This window comes from Pseudomonas sp. Pseusp10, from assembly GCF_059492225.1.
This window is the reverse complement of sequence record NZ_CP168528.1, coordinates 4,376,936-4,395,679: the sequence shown is the minus strand read 5'-3', so window position 1 is coordinate 4,395,679 and position 18,744 is coordinate 4,376,936. Positions and strand designations below refer to the sequence as shown.

The window sequence follows — 18,744 nt, the reverse complement described above, 5'->3', positions numbered from 1 at the left end:
TATCAGGATTCTTTTTGAGCATGGACAATCTGACACTGCGTTATTTCGACGCCGAGATGCGCTACCTGCACGAAGCCGGCCAGGAGTTTGCGCAAGCCTTTCCGGACCGGGCGGCGCAACTGGCCCTGGACAAACCGGGCGCGCGCGATCCCTATGTGGAACGCCTGTTCGAAGGCTTTGCCTTCTTGATGGGGCGCTTGCGCGAAAAACTCGACGACGACTTGCCGGAGCTGACCGAGGGTCTGGTCAGCCTGTTGTGGCCGCATTACCTGCGCACCATTCCATCGCTGTCCATTGTCGAACTGGTGCCTGAACGGGCACAGATGAAGCGCAGCGAGGTGATCGCGGCCGGCTTCGAAGTGTTGTCGCAGCCCATCGGGCCGCAGCGCACCCGTTGTCGCTACACCACCACCCAGGACCTGATGCTGCAACCCATCGACCTGGAATCGGTGCGTCTGGACCACGAGCCCGACGGACGCTCGGTGCTGCGCCTGCGCTTTTCCTGTGGCTCGTTGAGCGACTGGAGCGAGGTCGACCTGAGTCGCCTGTCGCTGTACCTCAATGCCGATGCGCCACTGGCCAGTGCACTGCATCAGGCACTGACCCTCAATGCCCAGGCGTTGTATGTGCGCCTGCCGGGGGAGGCGCCGCGTTATCCGCTGGCAGGCCATTTCGCGCCCAAGGGTTTCGCCGATGAGGACCGCTTGTGGCCCAAGGGCGACAGCGCGTTCAGTGGGTATCAGTTGCTGCTGGAATATTTCACCTTTCGCGAGAAGTTCATGTTCGTGACTCTCCACGGCCTGGAGCAGGTGAGAATCACACCGGGCATGCCCTGGTTCGAACTGGAGGTGGTCCTGCGCGAGTCGTGGCCGCAAGCGTTCAACCTGAGTGCCGAACACATTCGTCTGCATGCGGTGCCGGTGATCAATCTGTTCACCCTTGAAGCCGATCCGATGACGCTTGCGCCGTTGCAAACCGACTACCTGCTGCGTCCCATGCGCCTGCAGGACGGCCACACCGAAATTTACTCGGTGGATCGGGTCACCGCATCGAAGAACGCCGAGCGTTATGACTACGTTCCATTCAGCAGTTTTCGCCACAAGGGCGGCATGCTGCGCGACGAGGCCCCCGAGCGTTATTTCCATACGCGTCTCAAGCGTGGCGCCAATGGCTTGCACGATACCTGGCTGATCCTGGGCGGCGACGGCTTTGATCAGGATCGGCTGCAGGCGAGCCAGAGTCTGTCCCTGCAATTGACCGGTACCCACGGCCAACTGCCGCGCAAGGCATTGCAAAGCACCTTGCTCGATACACTGGCCAACTCCACCCAGGCCGGTTTGCGGGTGCGCAATCTGAGCGCCCCGACCTTGCCGTGTTATCCGCCGAACCGCGACCGGTTCCATTGGCGAGTGCTCAGCCACCTGGGTTCGAATTTCCTGCCGATGCTCGATAACGCCGAAGTGCTGCGCGGCACCCTGGCGCTGTACGACTGGACGGACAGCGAGCTGAACCGTCGTCGCCTGGCGGCCATCGTCGAGGTCAGTCACCACCTGGTGCAGCGTTTCGAAAAAGGTTTTCTGCTGCGCGGCGTGGACATCGAAGTGACCCTCGACGCCAATGGTTTTTCCGGCGAGGGCGACATCAGCCTGTTCGGCGAAATGCTCCATCGTTTCTTCGCTCTGTACGCCGATATTCACCTGTTCAACCAGCTCACGCTGATCCTTCAACCTTCTGGAAAGTGCCTGCGATGGAACGAGAACCACAGTCAGCGTATTCCCGGCTGAAAGCCAGCGGGCTACTCGAGGCGCTGGACGGGCGGGTGGCCGAGGCCAATCTGTATCGTTTCTGCCAGTTGCTCGAACAGGCCCTGCCGGATCACCCGCCACTGGGCAGCACTAACCACCCGGCGGATGACCCGGTACGGTTCCGCCCGGACCCCGGCATGGGATTTCCCGCCAGTGAACTCAAGGCCATCGAAACCGACGCCAATCAACCGCTGCACCCGGCGACGGTGCGCACGCGCCTGCTGGGCTTGTACGGCGTGGACTCGCCATTGCCGACGGCTTTTGTCGACGACATTGCCCAGCGCCGCGAGGGGCATGAAGCGCTGGAAGCCTTCCTCGACATTTTCAACCACCGTATATTCACCCAGTTCTACCGGATCTGGCGCAAGTATTCGTACCCGGCCACCTTCGAAGCAGGCGGGAGCGATGCGACTTCGCAATGCCTGCTGGGCCTGGTCGGGCTGGGCATTCCCGGCACGGCCAAGCGCATTGCCACGCCGGTTTCGCGGTTCCTTGCGCTGCTCGGTGTGATGCGTATGCCCACCCGTAACGCCGAAGGCATCACAGCGTTGGTGACGCTGCTCGCACCCGGGACGCAGGCCCGGATCACGCCGCACTGGCCGCAGAAAATTGCCCTGGCGCAGCCGGCGAGTCTGTCCGCGAGTCACCCGGTGAGTCTGTCCCGGGGTACCCCGCTGGGGGCGACTGGCTACGACGCCAACAGCCAGTTGCATCTGGTGCTGTTCACCCGGGACCAGGACGAAGCACGCGGCTGGTTGCCCGATGGCCAGTTGTACAACGATTTGCTGGTGCTGTTGCGGGTGTACCTGGGCTGGCGTTGCACCGCGAAGCTGCAGCTGTCGCTGCCGGTGCGCAGCCTGCCGCAACCGGTGTTAGGGCAGGCGCCAATCCTGTTGGGGATGACCGGCATGCTGGGCTCGGGCAGTGACACCTGGCAGGGCGCGGAGCACGACACGATCACCATCAATCTGGGTCGCTACCAAGGCCTGTCGAAGAACACTCGGAACAGGGAAATACAGCATGTCGCGTACCGTTGGTAATTCATTGATGCTGGCGACGCTGGCGGCAGTGCTCGCCGGCTGCGGGGTGACTCAGTCAGTCACGCAGGGCACCGCCTCCGCCACCCGGTCGATTTTCTACAAGCAGGTGAAAACCCTGCATCTGGATTTCAGTGCCCGCACCGCGATCAACACCGATGTCGCGGACATGAATGCAATGTCGGTCCCGACGCTGGTGCGGGTCTACCAACTGAGCGACAGCAAAGCGCTGGAGAGGGCTTCCTACGACAGCCTGCTCGGTGGCGACGAGCAAGTGCTCGACAGCGACTTGCTCGACACCCGGGCGTTGGTGATCAAACCGGGCGAAGGCGCGCAACTGAATGTGCCACTGGACAAGGACGCGCACTTTGTCTCGGTGGTGGCGTTGTTCCGCAACCCCGATACGCAGATGAATACCTGGCGCCTAACCTTGACCCGCGATGACCTCGACCCGGAACGGGCGCGGATCATCGAACTGGGGGACAACCGATTGACCTTGCGCGCGTTGGCTCGGGAGTAACCGATGACCGAGTTCAATCCTTCACTCTATGAAACGCTGCTGCAGAACTTCAACGGCGACCTGGACCTGTATCAGGTCAGCGAAGAGGACCAGCACACGCTGTCGGTACTGGACAACCTGCAACGCATCCTCAACAGCCGGGCCGGTGCACTCGCACACCTGCCCGATTACGGCCTTCCCGACATGGGCCAGATCCTGCAGGGTTTGCCTGGCTCGGCTCATCGGCTGATGGGGGCCATGCAGGACACTTTGATCAAGTACGAGCCGCGCCTGGCGACCGTGAACATCGAGTTGCTCGAGCAGACACTGCCGGGTCATCTGGAGTACAGCCTCGATGCGCTGCTCAAAAGCGGCCAGCAAGTCACCTTCGGTACCACCGTGGCACCGGAAGGCAAAGTCCTGGTGCGACATTTGAAACGACAGCAATGGTTGTCGTAATCGTGAACCTGTATGGCAAGGGAGGCTGATGATGTTATTTGAAATGCGTATTCGGCTGGGCGGTGATCCGCGCGGTTTTGGTGAGTTCGTGTCGCTGCGCGAAGAGCTGGCGAAGTTGAGTCACCCGGCCTGTCCCGACGTGGACTGGGCCAGGGTGGAACAGTGGTGTCTGACGCTGTTCGAGCAGAACGGCGCGGACCTGCAAACGGCGGCTGCGTTTGCCTTGGCGCGCAGTCAGCGCCACGGCCTGGAAGGCATGGCGCAGGGGGTGGCGCTGATCGAGTCACTGTGTTGCCAATGGCCGGCGTTATGGCCACCCATGGCGTCGGTTCGCCTGGATATCCTGGCCTGGCTGTTCGTGCAATGGCAGCCGTTGCTGCGCAACAGGGCGTTGAGCGCGCAAAACTTCCCCGCATTGCTTGAGCTGGACACCGAACTGGCGCGTTTGCAGCAGCGTCTGGAGCAACAGGCACAACCGCCTCTGGTTGCATTGCATGCCTTGCGCCAGCAGATCGAAAGCCTGGTCCAGCGTACGCAGCGCAGCAGCGTTGCGCTCGGTACCTTATCGCTGCCACCAAGGGAACCGGCACCGTCGCTGTTGATGCCCGTGGTGATTTTGCCACCCAACCCCATGCCTGAAATGCAGCCGGCCAGGCGTCGCGTTGCCCTGTGGCTGGGCGCGGCAGCCGCCATGGCTGGCCTGGTCAGCGGTGCTTGGTGGTTGGGCACCACCGGTGCAGTCGAGCGGCGTGTTACGCAACTGTTTGAGCCGGCCCAAACGATTGTCGGGCCTGTGCGCCTGGACAGCCTGTCGCTGTTCGACGCCGGGAGCGCCGAGCTCAAGCCGGGCTCGACCAAGATCCTGATCAGCGCCCTGGTCGACATCAAGGCCCAGCCCGGTTGGCTGATCGTCATTGGCGGACATACCGATGGCCGTGGAAACCCGCAGGATAATCTCCTGCTCTCCCACGCGCGTGCCTCTGCCGTACGTGACTGGATGCAACGCATGGGTGACATCCCCGGCAGTTGCTTTGCGGTCCAGGGCTTTGCCGCCAGCCAGCCGGTCACCAGCAATGACAGCGAGTCCGGGCGCGCGGCCAACCGACGCGTCGAAATCAGCCTGCTGCCCCAGGCGGGCGCCTGTGGGCAGGAAACGCTGGGGGAGCGTCCTGCGCAAGCGTGAGGGTGAATGCAAAATCGGGCGCTGCCTGCACATCTTGACGCCTCACGACCTGTCGATCAGGCGTGTACCAGCGCAATGGTGAACGAGACCACGATCATGCACGCAAAAGCAAAATTGATATTCATGAAGTTTCCATCCAAAACATGAGTGACGGCGCCATCTTGAACAGGTCACAGGAAAATAAAAAATTCAGCGTAATGATTTGAAAGATCGAAAAAAATGATAATTGGGGGTGTTTGCCCGGCCGCCCGTTTGTGTTTATCCCGTGCTTTGGCTAATCTCGCTTAAACGCGCAATTACACGTACAAACGAGCAAAAACATGCACGACAACCATTCCTCTGCCGAACTTCCGTCAGTTCGCCGGCAAAAAATCCTGTTGATCCTCGAACGTGACGGCAAGGTCATGGCCTCGGAGTTGAGCCAGCATTTCGCGGTGTCCGAAGACACCATCCGCCGCGATCTGGCGGAACTGGCCAGTGCCGGCCTGGTGCAGCGGGTGCACGGCGGGGCGTTGCCGCGGCCCAAGGATACGGGCAAGGACTATTTCACCCGGATCAGCGAAACCGATGAGGTGAAAACCCATCTGGCGCAACTGGCTGCGCGACGGGTGCAGGACGGTCAGATCGTGGTGTTCGATTCCGGTACCACCACCTTGCAGATCGCGCGTTCGCTGCCGACGGATATCGCCATTACCGCGGTCACCGCGTCGCCGATGACTGCCATCACCCTGTCCGAGTACAAAGGCATCAAGGTGATTCTCGCCGGCGGTCAGCTCAACCCGGCGACGATGTCGGCCAGTGGCCACGAAACCCTGCGGCTGCTGGCGGGCATCAAGGCCGATCTGCTGTTTACCGGGGTGTGCGCGATTCACCCGCAGGTGGGACTCAGCTCACTGCATTTTGATGAAGTACCGGTGAAACAGGCGATGCTCGATTGTGCGTCCCACGTGATCGCCGTCACCACGGCGGACAAACTCGGCGCAGTGGAGCCCTTTGTCGTCGCGTCTTGCAACCGTGTGCACACGCTGATCACCGAACGGCATGTGGCGTCTGGCAATGTCGAGGACTACCGGGAGCTGGGGATCGAGGTAGTGCAGGCTTGATCATTTTTTGCTGGCAGATGTGTTGAATGTTCCGGCCTCTTCGCGGGCAAGCCCGCTCCCACAAGGGTTATTTGTCGGCCTCAAAATTTGTGGTCGACATGAATCCCTGTGGGAGCGGGCTTGCCCGCGAAGAGGCCAGCACAAACAACATCAATGCCGGATGCGCAGCCAATGGCTCAGCGCAAACGCTCCAGCATCTGGTAGTACCACATGCCGGCAGCAAGCATCGGGTTGCCCAGCAGGTCGCCCAGGGGCACGCGGATGTGCTGGCAGGCGGCGAAGGTGTCGAACTGCTCCAACTGCCCGGTGATCGCCCGGCCCATGATTTCGCCCATGATGTGGGTGGTGGCGATGCCGTGGCCGGAGTAGCCCTGGCAATACCAGACGTTGTCCGACAGCTTGCCCAGTTGCGGGATGCGGTTGATCACGATGCCCATCGCGCAGCTCCACTGGTAATCGATGGCCACACCTTTGAGTGCCGGGAAAGTCTGCTCGATGCACGGGCGCAGTTCGGCGGCGATGTCGCGCGAATCCTTGCCGCTGTAGTTGGCGCCGCCACCGAATAGCAGGCGACCGTCAGCGGTGAGGCGGTAGTAGTCGAGCACGAAGCGGCAGTCGTAGACCGCCAGGTCTTCGGGGTTGATCTGTTTGGCCAGATCGCCCAGTGGCGCGGTGGTGACGATGCCGCCCATGGCCGGGAAGATCTTGCCCTTGAGCTTGCCCGGTTCCAGCTTGTGGTAGACGTCGCCGGCCAGCAGTACCTGATTGGCGTCGATGTGCCCGTGGGCGGTGCGTACGCCGGGGCTCTGGTGAAGGCCATCGCCGTGGATGATCTCCAGCACTTCGCTGTTTTCGAAGATCAATGCGCCCAGGCTTTCGGCTGCGCGAGCCTCACCGATGCACAGGTTGAGCGGGTGCAGGTGCAGGTTGCGGGTGTTCTTGATTGCGCCGTGGTAGAGGTCGCTTTGCAGCAGGTCGCGTACCTGGCTGCGGTCGAGCAGGCTGATCTCGTCGCCCATGCCACGGTGCACCGCTTCGTTGTAATCCTTGCGCAAGCCGTCCATGTGCGCGGGTTTGTACGCGGCGTGCAGGTGGCCGCGCTTGAGGTCGCAGGCGATGCCGTATTTTTCCACGCGCTGCTGGATGATCTGGTGCCCGCGCCAGCGCAGGTTCCAGATGAAATCGTCGACGTCATCGCCAAGGGTGCGGCGCATCTGTTTGCGCATGGCTTCGTCGCCCGACAGGCTGCCAGTGACTTGGCCGCCGTTGCGCCCGGTAGCGCCCCAGCCGATCTTGTGGCTTTCGACGATGGCGACCTTCAGGCCTTTTTCCGCCAGCTCGACGGCGGTGGCGACACCGGTGAAACCGCCGCCGATGATCACCACGTCAACCCGGTGCCGGCCTTGCAGCGTCGGGTAATCGGTGTCCTGGTTGAGGGTGGCGGTGTAGTAGGAGTTGCAACGTTGAGTCATGTCAGTGTCCAGGCAAAATTGGGAGAATCCAATGCCGGTCAGGCGAGCGCAGTTCTTGTGGGAGCGGGCTTGCTCGCGAAGGCGTACTTTCAGCCGACATCACTGCTGAATGACACACCGCTTTCGCGAGCAAGCCCGCTCCCACAGGTTCTGTGTATGGCTGAGCTTCACGCGGACCGGGATAGCGAAAGGAGGGGGCTCGCCGATCAGGCGAGCGGGGCGCTATCCGGCGGACGTGCGGAGTGACGCAGTTTGGAACGGCGCAGGGCCATGGGCAGGTTGACGATGCGCTTCATGCAATGCCGTCCACGGCCAGCAGCGAGGTGGCCTGGAGCGAGAGGTTCAGCAGGTGCTGTTCTGACGGCGAAGTACGCATGGCGCAGGTTTCCGGCGGCGGAAATCGTCGGTGGCGAGCAGGACAAGCCATCCGGGGGATGGCTGGATACTAGGGAGGATTGTGGCGCGTGTAAATGTTTGATTCAGAGCATCAGGTGCACACTGGGGCCGATCAACACCTCGATCACCCCGCGCTTGAAACGTAGCAATGCGATGCCGGAGCGCGTTGGATAGTCGCCTGATACTGCGTATCTGCCCAGCGCTCGACGGCTGATCGGTCGCTGTCACGGGCATCGACCCAGCGAGCGCCGGACGCCACGTCTTCGCGCTTCCAGAACGGCGCGTCGGTTTTCAGGTAGTCCATGATGAATGCGCAGGCTTCGAAAGCGGCTTGTCGATGTTGGCTGCTGACGCCGACAAACACGATTGGCTCGCTGATCGACAACGGGCCGATCCGATGCACGATCTCCACGGCCCTCAGTGGCCATCGGGCCCTGGCATTGTCGATGATTGTTTGCAGCGAACGTTCGGTCATGCCCGGGTAGTGCTCCAGAAACAACCCGGCGACTGCCTCACCCTGATTGATGTCGCGCACGTAGCCGACGAAGTTGACCACGGCACCCACGCCCGGATCGTTCGCCTGCAGACTGTCGATCAACCGGCCGACATCAAACACTTCACGCTGGACCCGAACCGTCATGTCTCAACCCCCGGTGACGGGTGGAAAAAAGGCGATCTCGTCAAAGTCCTCGATCACCTGATCCGGATGGCACAGCACCTGGTTCAGCGCACACATCAGGTTGTTTTCACCGAGCACATGGCTCCACACCTCACCGCGAGCCATCAGCAATCGGCGCACGTCTTCGATGGTCTTGAGGCTGTCGGTCAGGGGCAGTTTTTCACCGCCCAGGTTGAGCTGCTCGCGGTAACGGGCGAAGTAATTGATCAGGATCATTGTGCGTCCTCGAACTTGAAATGACCGGAGCGGCCACCTTGTTTACTGAGCAGGCGGATGTCATCGATGACCATGCCGCGGTCCACTGCCTTGCACATGTCATAGAGGGTCAGCGCCGCCACGCTGACGGCGGTGAGGGCTTCGAGTTCGACCCCGGTCTGGCCCTCGACGCGACACGTGCCGAGGATTTTCACGCTGTCCGGTGTGCAGGCCTTGAGTTCGATGTGGATCGAACTGAGCAGCAGGGTGTGGCACAGCGGAATCAGTTCATGGGTTTTCTTTGCAGCCATGATTCCGGCGATTCGTGCGACGGCAAACACATCGCCTTTGGGGTGGCCGTCGCTTTGAATCAGCTTCAAGGTTTCCGGGCGCATCCGCACCCAGGCCTGGGCCTGGGCTTCTCGCAGCGTCGGGTTTTTTTCGCTGACATCGACCATGTTGGCGCGACCCTGGCGGTCGAGGTGGGTCAGGCCATTGGGCGGTGAATCCGAAATATCTGTCATGGGAAGTTCCTGCGCTTGCCGGCGCGGTGATCAGGTGAAGGCATCATGCCGGGCTGTAGATGCGCGGTGCGTTGCGGTGGGGTACGTGAATCAGGTTGAGGCGATGTTTGATCGCCCATTGCACGGTCAGGGCGGTGGGTGCCGACAGACTGACCAGCGTGCCGAGCCTGGCCCTGACGGCTTTGTGGATCAGTTCCAGGCTGCAACGGCTGGTGACCACCGTGAAGCCGCTGCGGCTGTCGATGCCGGCGTGTTGCAGGGCACCGATCAACTTGTCCAGCGCGTTGTGGCGGCCAATGTCTTCGCGGCAGATCAACGCGTTGCCTTGGGTGTCGAAGTACAGCGCTGCATGCAGCGCGCCGCTGCTGCGGGCCATTTGTTGTGCCTGTTCGATGCGGCTGCGAATGTCGATGAAGTGCTCGGCGGGCGGCAGGGGAACCGGGTCGAGAATGTCCAGTTTCGGCAGGGCCTGCTCCAGCGCTTGCACTCCGCACAAGCCGCAGCCACTGGTGCCGGCCATTTGCCGACGATGGTTCTTCAGCGCCCAGAACGCGCGGCTGGAGATCTGCACGTCTGCTTGAACGGCCTGGTCGAATCGGGTGAGGCGCAGGTCGTAGATTTCACGCGGGTGCCGAACGATGTCGTTGCTGACGCTGAAGCCACGGATGAAGTCTTCGAGGTTGCCCGGCGATACCATCATCACGGCCTGGCTCAAACCGTTGTAGGTGATTGCCAGTGCGATCTCGGCGGCCAGCGCCGCCTGACAGACTGACGCGGCGTTGTCGTACTCGCGAAAGTTCACACTCAGCGGTTTGGGTGCAGGAGCGTTAGTGTCGCTTCGATAATCGGCATGTTCAACTTGGCACAACATGAAAAGAACCTCGAAGCGCTGAATTAAGTTCAGGCTACGGGTAACTTTTCAATGCGTCCAATCGCTTGTTCCGATGCGCCGATTGGTGATGTCTATCAGGCTGGTAAAAGATGCCTCGTTCGGTTTTATATAAAGCCGGAATTTGATCAGTCAGTCCGGCTGAATAACGTTCGTGCTTCGGCGAAACACTTCTCGGCAATCGCCGAGCGCGGCTCGGTCTTGCGCATCACCAGACCCAGGGGCGCGAGCACGCTGGCATCCGGCAATTCGATGAACGACAGGTGTTCGATGGGTTCTTCCAGGCCGCTGTCCAGTGGCATGATCGCGCAGCAGAAACCTTCGTGAATCGCCTGCAGCAACTGGTAGGTCGAATCGCTTTCCAGGATCGGCTGCGGGTCCAGTCCACGGCTGCGAAAGCTCAGGTCGATGGACTTGCGATAGTGCATGCCGTTGCTGAGCATCCCCAAGGGCAGCTCTGCGGCGTCCTCCCAGTTCATTTGTGTGCCGTCGAAATGGAAGTGACGGGTGTCGTACAGCAGGCCGACGCGGGTCTCGCCGATTTCGAAAAACTCGAAATAGCTCGGGTTGACGTGATCGAGGTAGCACACACCCAGGTCCAGTTGATTGTTGCCAAGGCCCTCGATGATCTGGTCGGAACTCAAGGAAGACAGGCTGTACTTGAGCTCGGGAAAGCTGCGGGACAGGCCCTGGATGTAGGTGACGGGGTTGAAGCTGCTGAGCGGCACCAGCCCCAGGCGCAAGTTACCGACGAGTTGGCCCCGGCACGCGGCGGCCTCGGCGAAGAGCCCGTCGTGGGCCGCCAGCAGGGTCCGGGCCCACGCCAGTACGCGTTCGCCGGCCTGGGTAAAACCCTCGAAGCGCTGGCCCCGGGTGACCAGCACCAGGTCCAGTTCATCCTCCAGGTTGCGCAGGCGCATCGACAGCGTGGGCTGGGTGATGTGGCAGCGCGCAGCGGCCTGGCCAAAGTGGCGGGTCTGCTCCAGGGCGATCAGGAACTTGAGTTGTTTGATGTCCATGACGGCACCTGCTGGCGGGGGAGTGAGGGGTAAGTATTGACTCAAGTGCGCAAGACACAAGGCGAGGCGGAAAACGTGAGGTGTGGACGATCTCATGGTCGTCGGTGTGCGTCCAATCACTGGTATCTAAGGGGGTATCGATGGGCTCTATCACTGATGCCTTTTATGGTCTTTTTATATTGATAGATCGGCTCGATAGTCTGGTTGGTTAGAGTGATTGGACACAGTTCGATTTATCGAATTAGTCTCCGGAAGTTATTGAATTTAGCTATTTAATTCATGCCTGCCGGAGAATTCCATGAGCGTCAAACCGGATGCCTTGTTTATACCCCTGAATATTGCCGTACTGACCGTTAGCGATACCCGTGAATATGCCAATGACACTTCCGGCCAGTTACTCGTCAGTCGTTTGCTGGAAGCCGGCCATACCCTGAGCGAGCGCAACCTGCTCAAGGACGACCTTTACAAGATCCGCGCGCAGGTGGCGAACTGGATTGCCGACGACGGCATTCAGGTGGTGCTGATCACTGGCGGTACCGGGTTTACCGGTCGCGACAGCACACCCGAGGCTGTGGCCTGTTTGCTGGATAAACAGATCGATGGTTTCGGTGAACTGTTCCGGGCGATTTCGATCCTCGACATCGGCACCTCGACGGTGCAGAGCCGGGCATTGGCCGGGCTGGCCAATGGCACGCTGGTCTGCTGCCTGCCGGGTTCCACGGGCGCCTGCCGCACCGCATGGGAAGGCATCCTCGCCGAACAACTCGACGCTCGCCACCGGCCATGCAATTTCGTGCCGCACCTCAAGCCTGTGCAAGCCTGCGGGACGCGGGGATGAGTCGGTCACCCTTGATGCCGGTGGAGGAGGCCATCGACAGTTTGCTGGCAATGGCCGAGGCGCGGTGGATTGAAGACAGTGAAGCGGTGCCGCTCAGTGCCGCCAGGCAACGGGTTCTGGCCAATGACCTGGTGGCGACTCTCGATCTGCCGCCGTGGCCGAATAGCGCCATGGACGGGTATGCCCTGAATATCGAGGGTTGGGATGGGGAACCGCTGGCCGTGTCGCAGCAGGTATTTGCCGGTCAGGCCCCCGAAGCCCTGGCACCGGTAACCTGCGCGCGCATCTTCACCGGCGCACCGGTTCCGCCGGGTGCCAACTGCGTGGAGATGCAGGAGAACACCGAGGTACTGGATGACGGACGTATCCGCTTCAAGCAGCCACTGAGCGCCGGCAACAACATCCGCCCGCAAGGCCAGGAGAACCGCGTCGGCGATGTGCTGCTGCGCGCCGGCAAGCGCCTCGGTCCGTTCGAACTGGCGGTCGCGGCGGCACAGGGTTGCACCCAGGTGCAGGTGGTGCGGCGACCACGGGTGGCGTTGTTGTCCACCGGCGATGAACTGCTCGAACCGGGCACGCCACTCAAACCCGGCAGCATCTACAACAGCAACCGCACGCTGTTGAGCCATTGGTTGAATGCGTTGGGTTGCGAGGTCATCGATGCCGGCATTCTTCCCGACGCGCCACGGCAGACACGGCTCAAACTCGAACAGCTGCAGCACGCGGCTGACCTGATACTCACCACTGGCGGCGTGTCCGCCGGTGACGCCGACTGCCTCGGCCAGGTGCTGCGCGAGTGCGGCAAACCGTTGCTGTGGAAACTCTCGATCAAACCCGGCAAGCCATTGACCGTGGGCCACTTCGGCCGTGTGCCGGTGATTGGCCTGCCGGGTAATCCGACATCGGCGTTGGTCACTTTCGGCCTGTTGGCCCGGGTTTATCTGTTGCGGATTCAGGGCGTGGAAGACGTCGAGCCGTTGAGTTTCCCGGTCAGGGTCGGCTTTGCCTGGCCCAAACCCGGGAGTCGCCGCGAGTACCTGCGGGCGAAACTCGAAGCCGGTCGAGCGGTGCTCTATCCGAACCAGAGTTCAGGCGTGTTGCTGGGCGCATCCTGGTCGGACGGGCTGGTGGAAGTGCCGGAAGGCTGCACACTGGAAGTTGGCGACACGGCGCGGTTCATTCCCTTCAGCGAGCTGTTCTGACACTGACTCTGTGGGAGCGGGCTTGCTCGCGAAGAGGCCGGCACATCCAACAAAGATATTGCCCGACCCACCGCTTTCGCGAGCAAGCCCGCTCCCACAGTTTTGATCTTCAGTGAACGCCAATCCCGCAGCTGGCCACAATCCCTTGTGGGAGCGGGCTTGCTCGCGAAGAGGTCGGCACATCCAACAGAGATATTGCCTGACCCACCGCTATCGCGAGCAAGCTCGCTCCCACAGGTTTTGTGTGTTTCTTTAGTCTCAATTCAACACAAAATCCACCGGCTCCAGTTGTGGCGGCAGTTCCGTCACGCCAAGGGCAGCCAGCACATCGCGTTCGATGTTGCGCACGATGGCGTCGGTGGGCAGGTCGTTTTCGTCGCGGCCGAACGGGTCTTCCAGCTCGTCGGCAATCGCATCCAGGCCGAAAAAGGTGTAGCTGACAATCGCGGTGAAAATCGGTGTCAGCCAGCCCAGGGGCTCGGCCATGGCAAACGGCAAGAGAATGCAGAACAGGTAGATGGTGCGGTGCAGCAACAGGGTGTAGGGGAAGGGTAGCGGGGTGTGTTTGATCCGTTCACAGACCGCCTGGGCGTGGGTCAGGCTGGCCAGATGGTTGGCCATTAGCGTGTAGCGCCAGTCGTTGATCGCCCCGGACTCGTTGAGTGCCGAGCACTGCTGACCGACCTGCATCAGGATTTGTCCGCTGATGTCCGTGGAGTCGCCTTTGGGCATCGGGTGCAGCCAGTCGCCACTGGCAGCCAGTTCGTTTTCCCGGCGCAGCCGCGCGTTGAGGGCATGGGCGAAGCCGCAGAGGTTGCTGAGGATCGTGTGTCGTTCAGCCACATCCTTGATCACCAGGGTTTCACGAATCATCGAGCGGATTTCCACGATCACATCGCCCCACGCCTTGCGCGCTTCGTACCAGCGGTCGTAGCAGGCGTTGTTGCGAAAGCTCATGAAGATCGACAACGACAAACCCAGCAGCGTGAAGGGCGTTGCACTGACCTTGGAAAAATAGCTGGGGTGCAAGGTTTCGATGAGCACGATGGCCGAGGCGAGCAACGTCACCATCAGGCTGCGCCAGGCAATGCGCTTGGCGATCGAACCCTTGAGGGACGTCAGGACGCCGATCAGGTTGGGTTTGGGTCTCACGATCATGGGTTTCAGCCGCCCGTCATGTTCATGAAGCGAATGACCTGAACATCGTCGTTCACTTCGAAGTTGTGCCGATAAGGCTTGAGTTTCATCGCCTCGATAATGGCTTTTTCCAGGCGCTCGGGCTGTCCGGGGTGGCTGCGCAAGACAGCCTTGAGATCCACGGCGTGCTCATTGCCCAGGCACAGCAGCAGACGTCCTTCCACGGTCAGCCGCACCCGATTGCAGGTGCCGCAGAAGTTGTGGCTGTGGGGCGAGATGAACCCCAGGCGAATCTGCGGCGCCTCGGCCAGGCGCCAGTAGCGCGACGGACCCTGGGTCGACTCGGCGGAATCAATCAAAGTGTAGCGTTCGGCGATGCGTTCGCGGACCTGGGCGCTTGCGAAAAACGACTCGGCGCGGCTGTGCTCGTCGATGGTGCCCAACGGCATTTCCTCGATGAAGGAGATGTCGAGGTTGCGGTCGATGGCGAAGCTCACCAGATCATTGATCTCATGGTCGTTGCGGCCCTTCATCACCACGCAATTGAGCTTGGTGTTGCGGAAACCGGCCTGGTTGGCCGCGTCGATGCCCTTGATGACCTGCGCCAGATCACCGGTGCGGGTCAGTTCGCGAAAACGTTGGGGGTCCAGGCAGTCGAGGCTGATGTTGAGGCGCTTGACCCCGGCCTCGAACAACGGCCCGGCCAGTTTGGCCAGCTGCGAACCGTTGGTGGTCATGCACAGTTCACGCAGGCCGGGCAGGGCGGCGATCTTCTCGCACAGTTGCACCACGCCCGGACGGATCAGCGGCTCGCCTCCGGTCAGGCGGATCTTGCGGGTGCCCAGGGCGACGAAGCTTTGCGCCAGTTGATAAATCTCTTCCAGGGTCAGCACCCGTTGGCGTGGCAGAAACTGCATGTCCTCGGCCATGCAATACACGCAACGGAAATCGCAGCGGTCGGTGACCGACATCCGCAGATAGTCCACGCGCCGGGAGAAGCCATCGATCAAGACTCGTTCTGACATGACACCCTCGCTTGCTGTTGGATGGACTTTGTAGGAGCGAGCCCTGCTCGCGATGGTCGTTAACGATGACGCGTGCTTGCTGGCTGAACGCGATGCTCTTGAGTCCATCGCGAGCAGGGCTCGCTCCTACAGGTATTGCGCTGATAACGGATTTGTTGAGCGCAAGTGTAGGAGCGAGCCTGCTCGCGATGGTCGTTAACGATGACGCGTGCTTACTGACTAAACGCGATGCTCTTGAGTCCATCGCGAGCAGGGCTCGCTCCTACAGGTACTGCGCTGATAACGGATTTGTTGAGCGTAAGTGTAGGAGCGAGCCTGCTCGCGATGGTCGTTAACGATGACGCGTGCTTGCCGACTAAACGCGGTGCTCTTGAGTCCATCGCGAGCAGGGCTCGCTCCTACAGGTATTGCGCTGATAACGGATTTGTTGAGCGCGGTGTAGGAGCGAGCCTGCTCGCGATGGTCGTTAACGATGACGCGTGCTTGCTGACAAAACGCGGTGCTCTTGAGTCCATCGCGAGCAAGCTCGCTCCTACAGATATTGCGCTGTTAACGGATCTGTTGAGCGCAGGCTAAGAGCAACTTTAACGAGCGTCCAATCACTATTAACAACCGGGTGATCGAGCGGGTCGATGATGAACTTTATTTTGTGATTTTAAGGGTTGTAATTGATTCCAAGTCATTGATAAGAAAGTATAAAAAAACCGTGATAGAGCGTTTCGATAATGTAGTCGTAAATAGCGATTAGACAATAATTAATCCCCGTCCATATGCTTTTCTCCGTCAAACGATCAATGGCCTGAATCAGGTCACGGAGAAATACCATGTCTCAAGTCGACCGCTACAAACCCTACAAAGGTGCCGCCGCCGGTTGGGGTGCACTGATCGCTGTTACCAGGAACTGGCTGGGCAGTGAAAACGCGCTGAAAAACATTCGCGCCATGCTCAAGACCAACCAGAACGGCGGGTTCGACTGCCCCGGTTGCGCCTGGGGCGAGTCGCCGGAAAACGGCATGGTCAAGTTCTGCGAAAACGGCGCCAAGGCGGTTAACTGGGAAGCCACGGGCCGTTTGGTCGACCCGGCGTTCTTCAACAAATACAGCGTCTCGGCGCTGGCCGAGCAGAGCGATTACTGGCTGGAGTATCAGGGCCGCCTGACCCACCCGATGCGCTATGACACTGCCACCGACCGCTACGTGGAAACCACCTGGGACGAAGCGTTCGCGCTGATCGCCCGGCATCTCAACGCGCTGGAATCGCCGGACCAGGCCGAGTTCTACACCTCGGGCCGGGCCAGCAACGAGGCCGCCTTTCTCTATCAGTTGTTCGTCCGGGCCTACGGTACCAACAACTTTCCGGACTGCTCGAACATGTGCCACGAAGCCAGCGCGGTGAGCATGATCGAAAGCCTCGGCGTGGGCAAAGGCACCGTGGTGTTTGACGACCTGGAGCATGCCGACGCGATCTTCGTCATCGGCCAGAACCCCGGCACCAACCACCCGCGGATGCTCGAACCGCTGCGTGAAGCGGTCAAGCGCGGTGCGCAGGTGATCTGCATCAATCCACTCAAGGAGCGCGGACTGGAGCGCTTCCAGCATCCGCAGCACCCGATTGAAATGTTGATGAATGGTTCCGAGCCGACCAACACCGCTTACTTCCGCCCGGCACTCGGCGGCGACATGGCGGTCATGCGCGGCATGGTCAAGTTCCTCTTGCAGTGGGAGCGTGAAGCGCAGGCCACCGGCGGCGAGCCGGTGTTCGACCATGAGTTCATCGCCGAACACACCTCGGGAATGGATGCCTACCTGGCAGAAGTCGACGCCACCAGTTGGGAGCACATCGAGCAACAGTCGGGCATGCCTTTGGCTGACATCGAACTCGCCGCCCGCATGTACGCCCGGGCCAAGCGGGTGATCATGTGCTGGGCGATGGGCCTGACCCAGCACACGCACTCGGTGCCGACCCTGCAGGAAGTCATCAATCTGATGCTGCTGCGCGGCAATGTCGGCCGTCCGGGCGCGGGCCTGTCGCCGGTTCGCGGTCACAGTAACGTGCAGGGCGACCGCACCATGGGCATCAACGAGCTGGCGCCCACCGATTTGCTCGATGCCCTGGAAAAACGCTTCTCCTTCAAGCCGCCGCGTGAACATGGTCACAACACCGTGATGGCGATCGGCGCGATGGAGCAGGGGCGTTCGAAAGTGTTTATCGCTCTGGGTGGCAACTTCGCCCAGGCCACCCCCGACACGCCGCGGACCCACGCTGCATTGCGCAAATGCGACCTCACCGTGCACATCGCCACCAAGCTTAACCGCAGCCATCTGGTCACCGGTCGTGATGCGTTGATCCTGCCGTGCCTGGGCCGCACCGACATCGACCTGCAGGCCGAAGGACCGCAAGGCGTGACCGTGGAAGACACCTTCAGCATGATCCACATCTCCCACGGCCAACTGAAACCGAAGTCGAAACACTTGCTGTCGGAACCGGCGATCATCGCCGGAATCGCTGCCGCGACACTGGGCAAGCACCCGATCGACTGGAACTGGGCCATCGGCGACTACGGCCGCATCCGCAACATGATTGCCGACACCATTCCGGGTTTCGAAGATTTCAACCGGCGCTTGCTGCATCCGGGCGGTTTCCACATGCCCAACGACGCGGCCAGGCGCATCTGGAAAACCGCCAGCGGCAAAGCCCAATTCACTCCGAGCGTGCTGCCGCAGCACCTGATCAGCGAGGGTGTGCGCAACCTTGCGGTCAAGCCGCACCTGATTCTGCAGACCATGCGCTCCCACGATCAGTACAACACCACGCTGTATGGCCTGGATGACCGCTACCGCGGGGTGTACGGCATGCGCGACGTGGTGTTCGCCAACGAGCAGGACATTCGCCGGCTGGGTTTCGAGCCGGGGCAGAAGGTCGACCTGGTGGCGCTGTGGGACGACGAGCGCGAACGTCGGGTCAGCGGTTTCACCCTGATCGCCTACGACATTCCGGCCGGTCAGGCGGCCGCGTACTACCCGGAGACCAACCCGCTGGTGCCACTGGAAAGTTACGGTGACCGCACCTTCACCCCGACTTCCAAGTTCGTCGCCATCCGGCTGGAGCAGGCCAAGGCCAGCAACCTGATTTCGACGTCCGCTGCGTAGTGCCGATCACTCAAGACTTTGTGGGAGCGAGCTTGCTCGCGATTGCAGGGTGCCAGGCGCCATTGATGTTGAAGGTGCCGGCCTCATCGCGAGCAAGCTCGCTCCCACAGTTTTAAATCCGCGATGAGGATAT

Annotated in this window: 17 protein-coding genes; 9 read left to right on the top strand and 8 right to left on the bottom strand. The window is 61.0% G+C overall.

What is annotated here, in order from left to right:
- The first annotated feature begins 14 nt into the window (after positions 1–14).
- The 6 genes from tssF (at position 15) to ACEN8Z_RS19725 (ending at position 6,086) form a co-directional block, all read left to right on the top strand.
- Positions 15–1,784: a type VI secretion system baseplate subunit TssF gene (gene tssF, locus ACEN8Z_RS19750; protein WP_495595350.1), complete on the top strand. Its 1,770-nt coding sequence runs from the start codon at positions 15–17 to the stop codon at positions 1,782–1,784.
- On the top strand, positions 1,748–2,845 hold the full coding sequence (gene tssG, locus ACEN8Z_RS19745) for a type VI secretion system baseplate subunit TssG (protein WP_495595349.1): 1,098 nt from the start codon (positions 1,748–1,750) through the stop codon (positions 2,843–2,845). The genes tssF and tssG overlap by 37 nt, the downstream gene beginning before the upstream one ends.
- Entirely contained in the window at positions 2,826–3,362 is a 537-nt protein-coding gene (gene tssJ, locus ACEN8Z_RS19740) for a type VI secretion system lipoprotein TssJ (protein WP_495595348.1), read from the top strand. Before tssG ends, tssJ begins: the two co-directional genes overlap by 20 nt.
- Positions 3,363–3,365: 3 nt before the next feature.
- Positions 3,366–3,800 (top strand): type VI secretion system baseplate subunit TssE, encoded by a 435-nt coding sequence (tssE, locus tag ACEN8Z_RS19735; protein WP_495595347.1) that lies wholly within the window; start codon positions 3,366–3,368, stop codon positions 3,798–3,800.
- 31 nt (positions 3,801–3,831) lie between these two features.
- Positions 3,832–4,983 (top strand): OmpA family protein, encoded by a 1,152-nt coding sequence (locus ACEN8Z_RS19730; RefSeq protein WP_495598167.1) that lies wholly within the window; start codon positions 3,832–3,834, stop codon positions 4,981–4,983.
- A gap of 320 nt (positions 4,984–5,303) precedes the next feature.
- Positions 5,304–6,086: a DeoR/GlpR family DNA-binding transcription regulator gene (locus ACEN8Z_RS19725; protein ID WP_495595346.1), complete on the top strand. Its 783-nt coding sequence runs from the start codon at positions 5,304–5,306 to the stop codon at positions 6,084–6,086.
- A 176-nt stretch (positions 6,087–6,262) separates the two neighbouring features.
- On the opposite strand, the gene ACEN8Z_RS19720 is transcribed toward ACEN8Z_RS19725, so the two are convergent.
- From ACEN8Z_RS19720 to ACEN8Z_RS19695, 6 genes are all read right to left on the bottom strand, one after another.
- Complete coding sequence (locus tag ACEN8Z_RS19720; protein ID WP_495595345.1) at positions 6,263–7,558, bottom strand: NAD(P)/FAD-dependent oxidoreductase; 1,296 nt, start codon at positions 7,556–7,558, stop codon at positions 6,263–6,265.
- A 520-nt stretch (positions 7,559–8,078) separates the two neighbouring features.
- The gene (moaE, locus tag ACEN8Z_RS19715) at positions 8,079–8,594 is read right to left on the bottom strand and encodes a molybdopterin synthase catalytic subunit MoaE (protein ID WP_495595344.1); all 516 of its coding nucleotides are present in this window, start codon (positions 8,592–8,594) and stop codon (positions 8,079–8,081) included.
- A 3-nt stretch (positions 8,595–8,597) separates the two neighbouring features.
- Entirely contained in the window at positions 8,598–8,849 is a 252-nt protein-coding gene (locus ACEN8Z_RS19710; RefSeq protein ID WP_495595343.1) for a MoaD/ThiS family protein, read from the bottom strand.
- Positions 8,846–9,352: a cyclic pyranopterin monophosphate synthase MoaC gene (moaC, locus tag ACEN8Z_RS19705; RefSeq protein WP_495595342.1), complete on the bottom strand. Its 507-nt coding sequence runs from the start codon at positions 9,350–9,352 to the stop codon at positions 8,846–8,848. Before moaC ends, ACEN8Z_RS19710 begins: the two co-directional genes overlap by 4 nt.
- A gap of 43 nt (positions 9,353–9,395) precedes the next feature.
- Positions 9,396–10,223 (bottom strand): formate dehydrogenase accessory sulfurtransferase FdhD, encoded by an 828-nt coding sequence (gene fdhD / locus ACEN8Z_RS19700; RefSeq protein ID WP_495595341.1) that lies wholly within the window; start codon positions 10,221–10,223, stop codon positions 9,396–9,398.
- 146 nt (positions 10,224–10,369) lie between these two features.
- Complete coding sequence (locus ACEN8Z_RS19695; protein WP_495595340.1) at positions 10,370–11,260, bottom strand: LysR family transcriptional regulator; 891 nt, start codon at positions 11,258–11,260, stop codon at positions 10,370–10,372.
- A 298-nt stretch (positions 11,261–11,558) separates the two neighbouring features.
- Between ACEN8Z_RS19695 and moaB the strand changes: the two genes are divergently transcribed.
- Positions 11,559–12,098 carry a molybdenum cofactor biosynthesis protein B gene (moaB, locus tag ACEN8Z_RS19690; protein WP_007976036.1) on the top strand — a complete coding sequence of 180 codons (540 nt, stop codon included), beginning with the start codon at positions 11,559–11,561 and terminating at the stop codon, positions 12,096–12,098.
- Positions 12,095–13,300: a molybdopterin molybdotransferase MoeA gene (locus tag ACEN8Z_RS19685; RefSeq protein WP_495595339.1), complete on the top strand. Its 1,206-nt coding sequence runs from the start codon at positions 12,095–12,097 to the stop codon at positions 13,298–13,300. Before moaB ends, ACEN8Z_RS19685 begins: the two co-directional genes overlap by 4 nt.
- Positions 13,301–13,558: 258 nt before the next feature.
- On the opposite strand, the gene ACEN8Z_RS19680 is transcribed toward ACEN8Z_RS19685, so the two are convergent.
- Positions 13,559–14,458, bottom strand: coding sequence for a bestrophin family protein (locus tag ACEN8Z_RS19680; protein WP_495595338.1), 900 nt, complete (start codon positions 14,456–14,458; stop codon positions 13,559–13,561).
- A 5-nt stretch (positions 14,459–14,463) separates the two neighbouring features.
- Positions 14,464–15,462: a GTP 3',8-cyclase MoaA gene (gene moaA, locus ACEN8Z_RS19675; protein WP_495595337.1), complete on the bottom strand. Its 999-nt coding sequence runs from the start codon at positions 15,460–15,462 to the stop codon at positions 14,464–14,466.
- 824 nt (positions 15,463–16,286) lie between these two features.
- Between moaA and ACEN8Z_RS19670 the strand changes: the two genes are divergently transcribed.
- Complete coding sequence (locus tag ACEN8Z_RS19670) at positions 16,287–18,611, top strand: FdhF/YdeP family oxidoreductase (RefSeq protein ID WP_495595336.1); 2,325 nt, start codon at positions 16,287–16,289, stop codon at positions 18,609–18,611.
- Positions 18,612–18,744 lie beyond the last annotated feature (133 nt).

Coding starts and splice junctions, on each gene's coding strand:
- tssG (WP_495595349.1), top strand. CDS start 1,748: ATGGAACGAGAACCACAGTCAGCGTATTCCCGGCTGAAAGCCAGCGGG.
- tssJ (WP_495595348.1), top strand. CDS start 2,826: ATGTCGCGTACCGTTGGTAATTCATTGATGCTGGCGACGCTGGCGGCA.
- tssE (WP_495595347.1), top strand. CDS start 3,366: ATGACCGAGTTCAATCCTTCACTCTATGAAACGCTGCTGCAGAACTTC.
- ACEN8Z_RS19730 (WP_495598167.1), top strand. CDS start 3,832: ATGTTATTTGAAATGCGTATTCGGCTGGGCGGTGATCCGCGCGGTTTT.
- ACEN8Z_RS19725 (WP_495595346.1), top strand. CDS start 5,304: ATGCACGACAACCATTCCTCTGCCGAACTTCCGTCAGTTCGCCGGCAA.
- ACEN8Z_RS19720 (WP_495595345.1), bottom strand. CDS start 7,558: ATGACTCAACGTTGCAACTCCTACTACACCGCCACCCTCAACCAGGAC.
- moaE (WP_495595344.1), bottom strand. CDS start 8,594: ATGACGGTTCGGGTCCAGCGTGAAGTGTTTGATGTCGGCCGGTTGATC.
- ACEN8Z_RS19710 (WP_495595343.1), bottom strand. CDS start 8,849: ATGATCCTGATCAATTACTTCGCCCGTTACCGCGAGCAGCTCAACCTG.
- moaC (WP_495595342.1), bottom strand. CDS start 9,352: ATGACAGATATTTCGGATTCACCGCCCAATGGCCTGACCCACCTCGAC.
- fdhD (WP_495595341.1), bottom strand. CDS start 10,223: ATGTTGTGCCAAGTTGAACATGCCGATTATCGAAGCGACACTAACGCT.
- ACEN8Z_RS19695 (WP_495595340.1), bottom strand. CDS start 11,260: ATGGACATCAAACAACTCAAGTTCCTGATCGCCCTGGAGCAGACCCGC.
- moaB (WP_007976036.1), top strand. CDS start 11,559: ATGAGCGTCAAACCGGATGCCTTGTTTATACCCCTGAATATTGCCGTA.
- ACEN8Z_RS19685 (WP_495595339.1), top strand. CDS start 12,095: ATGAGTCGGTCACCCTTGATGCCGGTGGAGGAGGCCATCGACAGTTTG.
- ACEN8Z_RS19680 (WP_495595338.1), bottom strand. CDS start 14,458: ATGATCGTGAGACCCAAACCCAACCTGATCGGCGTCCTGACGTCCCTC.
- moaA (WP_495595337.1), bottom strand. CDS start 15,462: ATGTCAGAACGAGTCTTGATCGATGGCTTCTCCCGGCGCGTGGACTAT.
- ACEN8Z_RS19670 (WP_495595336.1), top strand. CDS start 16,287: ATGTCTCAAGTCGACCGCTACAAACCCTACAAAGGTGCCGCCGCCGGT.